Origin of the sequence: Candidatus Uabimicrobium helgolandensis, assembly GCF_041508025.1 — a bacterium.
Taxonomy (GTDB): Bacteria; Planctomycetota; Uabimicrobiia; order Uabimicrobiales; family Uabimicrobiaceae; genus Uabimicrobium; species Uabimicrobium helgolandensis.
On sequence record NZ_CP165719.1, the window covers coordinates 6,137,216 to 6,151,505 of the forward strand.

The 14,290-nt window shown below is 35.2% G+C and carries 8 protein-coding genes and 1 pseudogene; 7 read left to right on the plus strand and 2 right to left on the minus strand.

Annotated elements, in window-relative coordinates; genetic code table 11:
* Window positions 1-210: 210 nt before the first annotated feature.
* The 7 genes and pseudogenes from UABHE_RS22820 to UABHE_RS22850 all read left to right on the plus strand — a co-directional run bounded on the left by UABHE_RS22820 (window position 211) and on the right by UABHE_RS22850 (window position 10,752).
* Window positions 211-1,653: a TolC family protein gene (locus UABHE_RS22820; protein WP_372365604.1), complete on the plus strand. Its 1,443-nt coding sequence runs from the start codon at window positions 211-213 to the stop codon at window positions 1,651-1,653.
* Window positions 1,650-2,843, plus strand: a complete 1,194-nt coding sequence (locus UABHE_RS22825) for an efflux RND transporter periplasmic adaptor subunit (protein WP_372365605.1) — start codon at window positions 1,650-1,652, stop codon at window positions 2,841-2,843. The genes UABHE_RS22820 and UABHE_RS22825 overlap by 4 nt, the downstream gene beginning before the upstream one ends.
* Entirely contained in the window at window positions 2,843-6,064 is a 3,222-nt protein-coding gene (locus tag UABHE_RS22830) for an efflux RND transporter permease subunit (RefSeq protein ID WP_372365606.1), read from the plus strand. Before UABHE_RS22825 ends, UABHE_RS22830 begins: the two co-directional genes overlap by 1 nt.
* A gap of 206 nt (window positions 6,065-6,270) precedes the next feature.
* The gene (locus tag UABHE_RS22835) at window positions 6,271-6,960 is read left to right on the plus strand and encodes a class I SAM-dependent methyltransferase (protein WP_372365607.1); all 690 of its coding nucleotides are present in this window, start codon (window positions 6,271-6,273) and stop codon (window positions 6,958-6,960) included.
* Window positions 6,961-7,375: 415 nt separating this feature from the next.
* Window positions 7,376-8,140, plus strand: coding sequence for a hypothetical protein (locus tag UABHE_RS22840; protein WP_372365608.1), 765 nt, complete (start codon window positions 7,376-7,378; stop codon window positions 8,138-8,140).
* 458 nt (window positions 8,141-8,598) lie between these two features.
* Window positions 8,599-9,189, plus strand: a pseudogene (locus tag UABHE_RS22845) (IS607 family transposase).
* Window positions 9,190-9,207: 18 nt separating this feature from the next.
* Entirely contained in the window at window positions 9,208-10,752 is a 1,545-nt protein-coding gene (locus tag UABHE_RS22850) for an RNA-guided endonuclease InsQ/TnpB family protein (RefSeq protein ID WP_372365609.1), read from the plus strand.
* A 96-nt stretch (window positions 10,753-10,848) separates the two neighbouring features.
* On the opposite strand, the gene UABHE_RS22855 is transcribed toward UABHE_RS22850, so the two are convergent.
* Together UABHE_RS22855 and UABHE_RS22860 are read right to left on the minus strand one after the other, a co-directional pair.
* Window positions 10,849-12,345: an HlyD family efflux transporter periplasmic adaptor subunit gene (locus UABHE_RS22855; protein WP_372365610.1), complete on the minus strand. Its 1,497-nt coding sequence runs from the start codon at window positions 12,343-12,345 to the stop codon at window positions 10,849-10,851.
* Window positions 12,346-12,353: 8 nt separating this feature from the next.
* Complete coding sequence (locus UABHE_RS22860) at window positions 12,354-14,288, minus strand: AMP-binding protein (protein ID WP_372365611.1); 1,935 nt, start codon at window positions 14,286-14,288, stop codon at window positions 12,354-12,356.
* Between the last annotated feature and the right edge of the window lie 2 nt (window positions 14,289-14,290).

The following is a 14,290-nucleotide window of genomic DNA, read 5'->3' on the forward strand; positions in this document are numbered from 1 at the left end:
ATAACTTAAGTTTTTACAGAAGATGTCTTGATAATAGTGATATAATCTAAAGAGCCTGTCATAAAATTGTACTAAAATTTATAACCAATGTTAAGTAACAGGCTCTTGGGGAGCGGCAAATAAGAATATCTCAGTATTTTACGCCACATTCCTTACTATGTTGAATCAAATTACGATCTATTCTCTTATAATTCGCATATGGACAAAACAATGAATAGAATATTATATATAGCCTTTTTAATATTGTTAAATGCGTGTAGCCCTTACAAAGTACGAGATCACAGTACTCCACAATCAATACCAACATCATACCACAATCATTATCTAGGTGAAAAAGAAATAGGGTATTGGTGGGAAGAATTTGCCGATAAAGAACTCAATAGTGTGATGCAAAAAGGGCTAGAAAAAAATCTTGAAGTAAAACAAGCATGGAACCGTTTACAACAAGCTCTTGCTATTAATGGTATAGATCGTTCGGAATTATATCCAAAACTAGATTTAAGTGTTGGAGCAACATATAACCGCTTTAAAGACAATGAAGATAACGGAAACAATATTTTCCAAGGTGGCGGTGGTGGATTTGGAGGAGCGCAAGCTTTTAATCAACAACGTTATTTTGTCAATATTGGGTTGTCTTACGAGGTTGATTTATGGAAACGTATCTCATCACAAAATGAAGCCTCTCGTTTACGATACCAAGCCAGTAAAGAAGATGTCAAACAGACGATGTTATTACTAAGTGGTTCTATTGTCGATGTTTGGTTTACGGCACAAGAACAACAAGCAGCTCTTAATCTCTTGCAAGAGCAAATTGAAGTAGCAACGACGCTCTTAGAATTAACAGAACTACGTTTTAGTTTAGGGCGTAGTTCGGCAGTTGATGTTCTACAACAACGACAACAGCTCGCGGCTCTCGAAGGACAAATTCCCACAGCGCGTTCTCTACTTGAGACATCATTACAACAACTCGCGGTGTTGACAGCTGTACCACCTGGAAATTTAAACATAAAGCCATCAGGAGAATTAGCAACTTTACCACCTTTTCCCAAAATTGTCGCTCCGAAAATGTTAATTAAAAGCCGTCCAGACTTACAATCTATTCTATTACAATTACAAGCTGCAGAGTACGATATTGCTGTAGCTGTAGCTGATCGACTTCCACGCTTAGTTATCACGCCTTCTTATGAATGGGCTACCACAAAAGTCTCTACTTTTTTTCATCAAGAAATTCTAAATATTATAGGAAATCTAACTGCACCTCTTTTTGATGGAGGTCGTAGAGTTCAGGAAATTGAAAGACGCAAGGCCATTGTTGATGAAATAGCTCATAGATTTGCCGATACTTATCTCAAAGTTCTCCTTGAAATAGAGAATGCTTTAGTTCAAGAAAGAGAGCAAGTAAAATTGATGGCGAATATTTCCGAGCAAATTGCTTTAGCACAAAAAACTTTGCAAGAATCGCAATCTCGATATATCAGTGGTCTTAATGACTACTTGACGGTAATTGTCACTTTACAAAATTTACAAAATCTCCAAAGGCAGCAAATCGCACAACAAAAAAATTTGCTGTTATTTCGAGCACAACTTTATAGAGCTATGGGCGGATCTTGGCTACAAAACTCATTCACAAAAGTACAAAGGGACATGAAATGAAAAAAATTATGAGATACGCTCTTAAAGCTAGCTATATTATTATTATACAAATAGCTTTACCGCTCGCTATTATCTTCTCGAGTTTATACTTTGGCAAAAAAATTATTACTTCAAAACCCAAACCGTCTCGCAAAGATACAGTAAAAAGCAAAGTGATTGTAAAAACTATCTCCGTTAAAAAACAAAAAAAGCGCGATATTATTATTGGCTACGGAACTGTGCAGGCCTACCGTAGGTTAAGTGTTCGTCCGCAGGTAAGTGGTAGTGTTGTTTGGCAAAACCCGAAATTACTTGTCGGCCAAATTATTGACAAAGGTGAAGATATACTGCATATAGATCGTCAAGAGTTTGAAATTCGCCATAAACAACAACAAGCAAGTCTCGTGAGAGCTCAGTTTGAGCTTAAATTAGAAGAAGGGAATCAAGTAGTTGCTGCTCGCGAATGGGAACTTTTAAATAAAACAATGCCTAATAAACCTAACTCTGATTTAGCGCTTCGTAAACCGCATCTCAAGGAAAAACAAGCAGCGGTTATGGCTGCTGAAAATAGCGTAAAACGTGCTGAACTAGACTTACAAAGAACAATAATAAAATCTCCATTCTCGGCTCTTGTTATAGAAGAATCTATTGAGGTAGGACAACTTATTAACGCCCAAAATTCGGTGGCGATAGTCGCTGACTCTAACGCGTTTTGGGTGCGAGTTAATATTTCTGTTAATCAATTGTCGCAACTAGTTATACCAAACAGTTATGATACAAAAGGTTCAAAAGCGCGCATAAAACAAAATTTGGGAAAAGGCCAATTCAATATAAGAAGTGGCTATGTCATTGGAATTTTAGGAGATCTTGACCCTCAAGGACGTATGGCGCGTATTTTAGTGAAGGTAAATGATGCTCTTGGAAAAGAAACAAATAAAAAACCAATGTTAATTGGGTCATACGTAAAAGTTGAAATCCAAGGAAAGTCAACAGCCAATGTTTATAAAATTCCGCGATACGCAATACACCAGAACAACGAAGTTTGGATAAAAAATGCTAAAAACCAACTTGACATTCGTTCTGTCAAAATTGCATTTGGCAACAATGAGTTTTTATTTGTTGAAGGTTTAAAAGATGGTGAAAAAATTATAACAAGTAACTTATCAATTGCTATACCAGGAATGCTCCTTGAAGAAACAAGGGAGAAATAATGAATAACAAGCTAGGTGGGCCCGTTGCTTGGATGACTAGAAATCATGTTGCCGCTAATTTACTTATGGGTATATTTATTCTTGGTGGCTTAATTGTTGCTGTTGGTGTAAAACAAGAAGTATTTCCTGAATTTGTGAGTGAGCGCGTTAGCATTGAAATTTCCTATCCAGGCGCAAGTCCCGAAGAAGTAGAACAAGGAATTATACTTTCAATAGAAGATTCTATCCAAGGGCTTGATGGAGTAAAATCGACTCTATCAAATGCATTTGAAGGTAGAGCACAAGTTACCGCTTCTTTGTTAAATGGCGCTGATTCCAGTAAAGCACTACAAGATATTAAAAATGCTGTAGACAGAATACAAACATTTCCTGAAGACGCAGAGAGACCGATTGTTAGTTTAATTGAAGCGCGTAATCAAGTTCTCTCTGTTATGGTATATGGTAATCAACAAGAATATCGCTTACGCGAAATAGCCGAACAAATTCGCGATGGTTTATTACAAAAAAAAGGCATTACTTTGGTAACTCTTGGTGCGAAAAGACCTTTTGAAATAGCCATTGAAATCCCTCAAGAACAACTACGCCGTTACAACTTGACATTAACAGATGTTTCAAATAAAGTACGTGCCTTTGCTTTGGAGTTGCCAGGAGGAGGAATCAAGACTAAAGGCGGAGAAATACTGCTACGTACCCAAGAACGAAAAGACTATGCACAAGAATACATGGATATACCTATTGTTGTTGATTCTAGTGGTAGTGTTATTTACTTAAAAGATATTGCCACCATTCGCGATCAATTTTCAGAAACCGATGAGGAAGCATCCTACGACAGTAAACCTGCCATTGAAGTTCAAGTATTTCGCGTAGGCAATGAAACTCCGCAAAGTATCTCAAAAATAACAAACAGCTATGTAAAAGAAATACGCACTCACCTCCCTGAAAGCGTTAAACTTGCTATTTGGAATGATCGCTCGGAAGTATACCAAGATCGTATGTTCTTGTTATTAAAAAACGCAGGTATAGGGCTTATTCTCGTTCTCATGCTTTTAGGACTTTTCCTCGATCCGCGCCTAGCTTTCTGGGTCACTCTTGGCATACCAATTTCTGTTCTCGGTTCGTTTTTGTTTATACCTTTTACCGGCGCATCAATTAATATGATTTCCTTATTTGCCTTTATCGTAACTTTAGGAATTATTGTCGATGATGCGGTTATTGTTGGCGAGAATGTTTACGAAAAACGTCAGCAAGGGCTTCCATTTATGGAAGCCGCTATTCTAGGTGCAAAAGGAATGACTTTACCAGTAATATTTGCCGTTTTAACAAACATTGCGGCATTTTTACCATTGTTTTTCGTTCCAGGGGACAGTGGTAATTTGTTTAAACAAATACCAGCTATTGTCGTATCAGTATTCATTGTTTCGTTGATTGAATCACTATTTGTTCTTCCCGCGCACTTATCGCACAAAGACAAACCAAATGTATTTTGGTTTGTACTGGGAATACCGAGTAAAATTTTTAGCAAAGTAATGACGTTTTTTGCCGATAAAGTTCATGCTCGTGTTGTTAGAGTTTGTGTTAATCAACGTTACACCACTTTATCAATAGCCATTGCCATTTTTGTTCTTTCTGTTAGTTTAGTGATAGGAGGTAGAATACCATTTACCTTCATGCCAAAAATCAGTTCCGACCGTGTAACAGCGCAAGTACTGATGCCCTTTGGTATTGCTGTTGAAGATTCGAGAAAAATAAAAGAAATACTCATCGAAAAAGCACACCAAGTCATCGCCGAAAATGGCGGAGAAAAAATAAAGCGCGGCATTTACGCAAAAATAGGCTCCTCTATTGGCGGATTTTCCCCTGGCGTACAAAAAGGAGGTGCCACTGGCAGTCATATAGTTGGTGTACAAATATATTTAGTTACCGCATCGAAGCGTGAAATTAGCAGTCAAGATTTTGCGCGTAAATGGCGTGAACTCACTCTCAATCTACCTAATGTACAATCGATAAACTTTGATTCGAGTATAGGTAACGGTTCTGGAGCAGCCATTCAAATAGAACTTAGTCATCGTTCGCGAGAAATACTAGAAACCGCAGCACAAGAATTGGCAAATATAGTTAGTACTTATAATGGTGCTAAAGACATTGACGATGGTGTCTCGCAAGGAAAACCACAAATTGATTTTAAAATTCGCAAAGAAGCTTCCAGTTTAAACCTAACTGCTAATGATATAGCGACTCAAATACGTGGAGCTTTCTTCGGCTTAGAATCTTTGCGGCAACAACGCGGACGCAATGAAGTAAAGGTGATGGTACGTTTACCTTTAGAAGAAAGAAGTACCTATCATACACTAGAACAAATGATCCTCCGCACTCCAAGCCGCTTAGAAGTTCCGCTAATGGAAGTAGCAAAGCTAAACTACAGTTACGCCTACACCGAAATCAATCGTCGCGACGGTCGTAGAATCATCTCCATAACAGGAGATGTAGATAATAAACAAGGTAACAGCAATAATATTATGAGTGAGATCATCGCCAATGATATACCAAGACTACAAAGCAAATACCAAGGACTAACTTACTCCCTTGAAGGCGAACAAGCCTCGCAAAGAGAATCACTAGAGTTTCTACAAATAGGTTTCATTTTCGCATTAATGGTAATCTACGCACTACTAGCCATTTCTTTTGCCAGCTACTTCCAACCATTCTTAGTAATGTTCTGTATTCCTTTTGGAATTATTGGAGCTATTTGGGGGCATGTAATACTAGGCTTCGGCTTAAGTTTAATAAGTATGTTCGGCTTAATAGCCCTTACTGGAGTAGTGGTAAACGATTCTTTAGTACTAATAGTTGCCGCAAATGAATTTCGCTACCAACAAAAACTAAGTGCTAAAGACTCCATAATTCAAGCCTCTGTCAGAAGACTACGCCCAATACTCCTAACCTCACTCACCACATTTTTTGGCCTAGCACCAATGATTCTCGAAACATCAGTCCAAGCAAGATTTCTAATCCCAATGGCAATTTCTCTAGGCTTCGGTATATTGTTCGCAACATTTATTGTTCTTCTAGTATTGCCAGCACTATACATTATTCTCGAAGATCTAGTTTTTATTTTTAGTAGCATTCTTCGATTTTGGCGCTACGAAAACGCTCCACAACCAAAAGAAAAACTGGAGGGTTTAGCAGCTGTACAAAAGTCAGAATCAGAATTATTTCAGTAGTTTACCAAGGTACATAAGATTATATCTTCAAAGTAGTAACATAATATTCAAAAGTACAACATTAGGGCGCTTTTAGAAAATTTTGGGAAACGCGCTTGGGCTCAATGTTACTCGCGTATTGTAAAATAAAGCAGCGATATTTTATGTTGTACTGAATGATGACACGCTCTAGTTTTGTATAATTAATAGCTATGGACTTGAAAACGATGAACTTAAATCTAAAAACTCAACAGCAGATTAATTTTTCAGATATTGTTGCGAACAACGCGATGAATAGAGAACGCGGTTTTTCAGGCATTAATAGTTATGAAAAAGAATTGCGATTTTCGCTGGGAGATTTTTTCGAAAGGGAACTTCAGACACAATCTTGTGTTACGTGGCTGGATCTTTGCTGTGGCAAGGGATATGCTTTACAGGAAGCCGCAAGTAAATTTGCAGATCTTGCAGTTTGTGGCATTGATCTTGTGGGAGATTTTGTTCATGTGGCTGGTGGAAAGTTTATTGTTGGTTCTCTTCCTGAGGCCTTGCCTGAAAGTACTTTTGATTTGATTACTTGTGTTCATGGTTTACATTATGTTGTCGATAAGCTAGGTTTTATTCATGATGCAGCAAAACTTTTGACACCAAATGGTATCTTTTTAGGCAATTTAGATCATCGCAACATAAAATCTTCTTCGGGAAAAACGCTACGCGGAATTGTCAAATTACTATCGACTTCCCCTTCCAAATATTCTGGTAATGTACTACGCATCTCACAGCCAATTGAAAAATTTCCTTATGAACTTATTGGTGGAGATGATCAAGCTGGTCCAAATTATACACACCAGCCTGTCATCGATTCTTACTACGCGCCTTTAGAAAAAATTAATAAGACGCGTCAACATTTAGAAAAATAACCAAAATAATAGAGTTTAGCCTTTTAAAATATAAACTTTCGATTCCAATCCTGATTTTTTAACATTTTGCTAACACTCTACAATAGAGACTATTGCAAACAATGATCAAGTAAATTGGAAAAACTGTAAAGACAACTTAAGTGAGTCGCAAAAAGTTTTTGAGCACGTTTCAAGTCAGCGTAGAATTTGAGTATCAAAGAAGGGCAGCCTGAGAGGCGCATAACTGTAGCTATGTAACCGAAGGCTCAACGCCGCTATGACACTCAAAGGCAAGCTGCCTGTTCTTAAAAACTTTTTGCGACTTGCTTAACAGGCACAACCAGAACTTGATATTAAAACTAATAATAGTTAAAATAAGAACTTATAAAAGAAGAACCAATCGAAATCACTATCACTCTTTACTTAGGAAATAATAATGAAATATTTAGTAATTCTTTTTATCGCAATGACTTTTGTTTTCGCTGACGACAAGGCTGATAAAACAGGGAAAATAAAAGATGGGGAGTGGGTGGATTATTGGAAAGACCTCAATGATGAACATAGTAAACTGAAGAAGATAGTCGACTATAAAAAAATCCACGACGAACTGGGTTTGAGATCTTATCCAAGAATATTTCTTCAAATTCAAGTAGCTTTTTTAAACTATGACAATGTAGAGAATGAAAAAAACTTTTTTAAATTTGAAAAAAAATGGGCAACTTTTAAAAAGGTGAAAAAAACATTTGATAAAACAGTAAAAAATATGAAGAAAAGTGACCGGTTTAACGAGGAACAATCAGATTTTATAGAAATAATTCAAAAAGGAATAAATGAGCTTTATGATGACATGAAGCTATCAATTAAAGCTCACAAGAGCGAGTTATCTAAAAATCAAAAAGCAGCAAAAAAACTGGGTGCCCAAGTAAAAAAAGTAAACAAATCTAGTAGTAAAATAAAATCTTCATATACTTCTAAACAAGCAAAAAAGCTTAAAAAATTACTTCCAGAAGTGGCAAAAATAAGAAGGAAATTCTTAAGCCTCGAATCATTAAACAAACTAGAAGAAACAGCTGTATCTGTACGAGAGAACCGCATATCACAAAAGTATTCAAAGATAAATGAAACGAATTTTTCTGCATGCCAAGATGATATAAAAAAACTCCTAGAAGAAATATACGAGTGGTGCGGAGAAAACAGTTAGGGCGTGTCATCATTCAATACAGATAAAAATATAACGGATTCATTTAATGATACGTCAGTAGTATTGAGCCCGAGCCCGTTTGCGAGCCCGCGCCCGAAAACTTTTTGAGAGCGACAGAAAGTGATTTATTGGTTCAATACTAGTTTTTTGCGATGGAAAAAGAAACTTTGCTTCTTTGATAAATTGTTAGTGAAAGTTTCGGAAACGGGCTCGCAAACGGGCTCGGGCTCGAAAAAACACACAATATTTTGAATGATGACACGCCCTAGTATAGAAATAAATAAAGTAGATACAACGTACCGATAAATTTTTAAATTACAAACCCTACCAAAACAAGCGCACCCTAAATATTGTGAAAATAAATAGTATAGTAAAGTTTAACATAAATCAATATCAAATATTATCAAAAAATATCAAATTGTTCTTGTCGAAAAGAAAAACTAAAGTATAATAAAGTAATGAAACTATCAGAATATGCAAAAAGAATTCAATAACTTATTTAACAGCTTATCGTCATTGGCAAAAAGGCTATATAAAAGGAAAACAACTCCCGTCAGGAACAATAGTTGTTTTCGACGAAAAGGAAAAAAAGCTAAGGAAGAAAAGCCAAGCGTGATCATTTATGCACGAGTATCATCATCAGAAAATAAAAAAAATCTAGAGTCTCAGTGCAACCGCCTAAGAGATTATGCAAGTGCTAGAGGCTATCAAATAGCAAAAGAAGTCAAAGAAATAGGATCTGGATTAATGATAAGAGAGCAAAATTAAAGAAAATTTTAGAATCAGATGATTGGGAAATTTTAATAGTAGAGCACAAAGATCGTTTGGCAAGATTTGGATTAAATTGCATTGAAATATTATTAGCAAAAGAAAATAAAAAAATAGAAGTAATAAACAAAACAAGTGGTGATAAAGAGGACTTGATGCAAGATTTCGTAAGTATAATTACTTCTTTTTGTGCTAGATTATATGGGTTGAGAAGAAACAAGAGGCGAACAGAGAAAATTATAAAAGAGTTAGAAGAAGAAATGAGTAAAACTGAAAAATAAGTGAGTTTAAGCAAAATTATGAAGCTCGTAGAAAAACATAATATAACAAAAAATAATAAAAAATACTCTGAACTGGACGACTTAAGTTTCCGTTCAAAAAATCTATATAATGCTGGATTGTATGTAGTGCGTCAAAATTTTTTCGCAGGAAAAGGTTTTATAGGTTACGAAAATCTTCAAAAAGAGCTACAACAAAGTAAGCAGCCAGACTATTACGCACTACCAACAAAAGTAAGTCAGCAGATATTAAGAGTATTGTGCAAAAACTTCGAATCATTTTTTAGAGGGTTAGAAGGATACAAGATCAATCCAAATAAATTCAAGGCAAAACCAAAATTGCCAAAGTATAAACATAAGAGTAACGGGCGGAATATAGTTTTATACCCAATAGATGCAATAAACAAAAAAGAATTAACAAAGAACAAAATCAAGCTATCAATGTGTAACATAACATTGTCATGTCAACAAAAACACATCAAACAGGTAAGAATAGTTCCTCGATATGGAATGTACAAAATAGAGATTGTTTATGAGAAATCAGTGTATCTACTCAAAGAAAAAGATATCACGTCGGAATTTCTCTTAGAACTACAAAAAGATACACCAATATCATTGTATTTGAGAAAAAAGTGTTCAAAAATATTGCAAGAAAAAATAGAAAACTACAAATGCGATAAACCAGCAAAGTTATTAAAAAAAGCAATAGCAGATAAATTGAATTCTTTGATTAAAACAAAAATTTATAACAAAGATATTTTTGATTCTGTAACACTATCAAAAGTAACAAAACAAATATTAAGTCAAAAGCCAAAAGAAGAAAAGTTACTTGAGTTCAATAGATTATTATTAGAAGATTGTTACAAACAATTAGGAAAACATAAAGTTCTTAATCCTAACCTTGATAAAAACAAAATCGCTGGAATAGACATTGGGTTAAACAACTTAGCGGCTATAACTTCAAATCAAAAAGACTTCACTCCTGTCTTGATTAACGGTAGACCTCTAAAATCGATTAACCAATTTTTTAACAAAAAGCGTTCTTGTTTAATGTCTTATATCGGTAACAAAGGAACTAGTAGAAGAATTGAAAAACTTACATACAAAAGAAATTGCGTTGTTAGCAACTACCTTCATCAATCTAGTCGCTATATCATTAAATTGCTAGTTGAGAAAAGTATTGGAACATTAGTTATTGGCAAAAACGATGATTGGAAGCAACAGATTAACATTGGCAAAAGGAATAATCAAAATTTTGTTTCTATTCCCCATTCTCAGTTTGTTAACCAACTTACCTACAAAGCCCAACTTGCTGGTATTGAAGTTCTTATTCAAGAAGAAAGTTACACTTCTAAATGTTCTTTCTTAGACAGTGAACCGATCAAGAAACATCAAAATTATTTGGGACGCCGTGTTAAACGAGGTCTATTTAGGTCTAAGCAAAATATTTTGCTTAATGCTGATATCAACGGGGCAGCAAACATTATTCGAAAAGCAATCCCGAATGCTTTTGCTAACGGGATAGAGGGCATAGTAGTATTCCCTAAAAGGATCACTCCTTTTTAAATGAAAATTCATTAAATGTAATATTTGATAATGTTTTCGTGAACTATTCGCAGGTTAAAACTGCGCAACTTTCGCATTTTGGAGTTTGGCTAGATACTATTTATTTTCTTCATTTTCCAAAAAGAAAAGCTTTATTTGATTTACAAGTAATCGCATTACCGTTTCCTTGCGCGTCAGAATATCTGCTTTTACTGTAAGCTCTGGGAATATTTTATGTCTGTTTATTTGTGTTATGAATTCATCTTTTTCTATATCAATATGAACAATAAATTCATCTTGCTTTTCCATATTTGGTAGTATTTCAACTACTCTTCCGGGCAGCGTACCAAACTGAACAAACGGATATGCATCAACCTTAATCTTGGAAATCATACGCTTTTCGACAAAACCGATATCTTCATTGGGAACAGATACTTTTACGATTAATTTTGCACCATCTGGAGTTACAGAAGCGATCGAGAACCCTTTGGTAATTACTTGATTAGGTTTTATATTCAGTTGTACGATAGTACCATTAGTAGGCATAATGATGTTGGTAAAAGCTAGTTGTTTTTTCTTAATAACAATTTTACCTTGAGCATTTTTTATATCTGTTTGTAAACTGTTTATTTTTTCAGTATTTTTCTTTAATTGCTCAAGAATATTATCCAAACTCTGTAGATAAAAATCTTGAGCGTATTGATACTGTTGCTGTAGATTATTTTGTTCTGTTTCCATTTGAATTTCAAGATCTAGAATTTTCATTTTAGTATTGGTTATTTCTACGCTTTTTTCTCTTAATATTCGTCTTTCTTCCGCAATATTTAACTCTTCTCGTTCATATTCGTATTGTTTTTCTTCTAATTCTTCCTTTGAAATAACTCCAGAACTAGCCAAGGAATAATTCCTTTTTAGTTGTATACTCTTTCGCTTTAACAAACCTTTTTTTCTACGCAAATCTTTACTTGTTTCTTGGATATTCTCTTTTAGCAAAACAATTCGCTCGTTCATTATTTTTAACTGCTTTTGTATTCTTGGTTTCTTTTTTTCAAGGAAGTAACGTTGCCTTTTTTGTTTGTGTTTTAAATCTACTTTTTTGAGCTTAATATCTGAAATAAACTTTGTCAGATTTCCTCTTGAGGAATTATAATTTTTTTTGAAGAATATCCCTGGGTTTTTAAGCAAACTTTTTATGATTTTAGTTTCACTCTTATAATTTTTTAATTCGCGTTGTTGCAAATATAATTGGCGCTGCAATGCTTGTAGATCGATTCTTACTTTTTCTAAATCAATGGTTGCAATTACTTTATTTTTTTCTAAAAACTGGCCTTCTACAACATAGATATCTTTAATAATACCTTCCGATTTTGTTTGTATAGATAAATTTCCTTGTTGGCAAACAATTTTACCAACACCTTCTGCAACAACATATATTTGTCCAAAATACAGCAGAGTAAAACACGACAAAATAACTCCACATACAAAGTACACGAGCCATCTTTGAAGGAAAACCGGTATTCGAGAAACCACCTCGGATAATTCTTCGACATTCAACATTTTTGTTGCTGTTTCTTCTAAGTCATCCAAGTTTTTTTGCGTAATATTTTGTGACATAGCATTCATTATCCACTAAAGAGGTTTGATTTTACACTGGTTATCGTAGGGCTACTATCAATACAAGCTGCCAATTGTGAAATAGTTGGATACCGAAAAAAAACATCTGCGGCAATCGTAATATTGTAATAGTCACTCAGTTGCGACATTATTTTCATTGCATGATAAGATTTCCCTCCCAAATCACTAAAATGATCGTTAACACTAATATCATTAGTCGCTAACTCTAAACTCCACAACTTCCATAGGATTTTTTCTGTTGCTGTTTGCGGTGATCTTTTTTGTTCGCGAGTATTTAGAAATTTTTCCCACTCCTCTATTTCCGAAGCGAATGCTCCTGAGTGATATAATTCGACTAGCTTATAACGCTGTAATTTGCCGCTAGAGGTTCTCGGAAAAGGATGCTTTGTTAGAATCATTTTTGCAATAAGTAAACCAGCTTGGTTTTTGAGATAGTTACCCATCTCAAAAAAAAGCTGCGTTGTAGCAAATTTGTTAACCTTCATAAATAGAATAATGTGATCTCCCTCAGCACATTTATCTCCGCAAACAGCGATTTCGCAATCTTCGAATTTTTTATTTTGAAGAATAATATTTTCTAAATCATGAGCGTAATAATTGCGACCGCCAACAAAAAGTAAATCCTTCGTACGTCCTGTCACAAATAAACAATGGTTACGTATAAATCCCAAATCACCTGTACGTAACCACGAATCGCAAAACATTTTATCTGTTGCAGCAGGGTTATCACAGTATCCACGAGAAACACTCTCGCCATAAACTTGAATATGACCGATAAATCCATCGGCCAAAATTTTATCTTCACTATCAACTATTCTTACTTGGTACTCTGATATTGCAGATCCTTCCGACACAACCTCAATAGCTGTTGCATCCCAATCTTTTGCTGACACAGCGCGATGCTTTATAAAATCTTCGCGATTCAAACGCTCTATAACCAACTCACTTTTCAAATTAGGCATTGTAACCGCAAGAGTTGCCTCTGCTAATCCGTATACTGGCAGCACTGCTGTTCTTGGTAACTGGTAAGCCGCCATTTTCTCAATGAAAATTCGAAGAAGTTTAACATTAATCGGTTCTGAACCATTTAACACGACGCGCACGCAAGATAAATCCCAATTTTCACTGCGATCGCCAATTTTTTTGGATATAAGCGTTGTTGCAAAATTGGTCATACAAGTGATCGTGGCTTTATACTCGCTAACCATTTTTAACCATGAAAGAGGACTTTGCGCAAACATCAAGGTTGGCATCAACAGATGATCGCACTTGCTATATATCGGGGTTAAATGAAATCCAATGAGTCCCATATCATGAAACAAAGGCATCCACGATAAGCATTTATCATGCGGTGAAATTTCTAAACTTTCCTTACAAGCCTGAATATTAGATAATACGTTCTTGTGGCTAAGTACTACTCCTTTCGGGAGAGTTGTGCTTCCCGATGAAAATTGAATCACCGCCACATCATCTTGCTTACTCTCATAATAATCATTGCAAGCTTCCTCTTTACAAAGAGTATCATATTGCAAAAGAGTATCTATCGGCAATTTTCGTTGTTGAAGTTGTTCTGAAAGTTGCTTGCTCGAAATAATAACCACTGGTTTTTCAAGTATTTCCCACACATGGTGTAATTTTTGAAAAGCGGCATCATGCGTCAAAAAAATAGGTGCTTGCACAAGAGTTGGTACAATACCACCAACAACACATCCCCAAAAAGAGATAACAAATTCAAGATTATTATCCACCGCTAAAATCACTTTATCTCCAGGATTCAAACCTGAAGATTGCAAACCGGCAAGAAAAGAACTCGCGGACTCTAGTAGCTCTTTATAAGAAAAGAATATGGTCTGTTTTTTTTCATCAATATAACTCATACCTTTTGAAGTGACAGCTGCTTGCTGAAGAACACTTATTAACATAT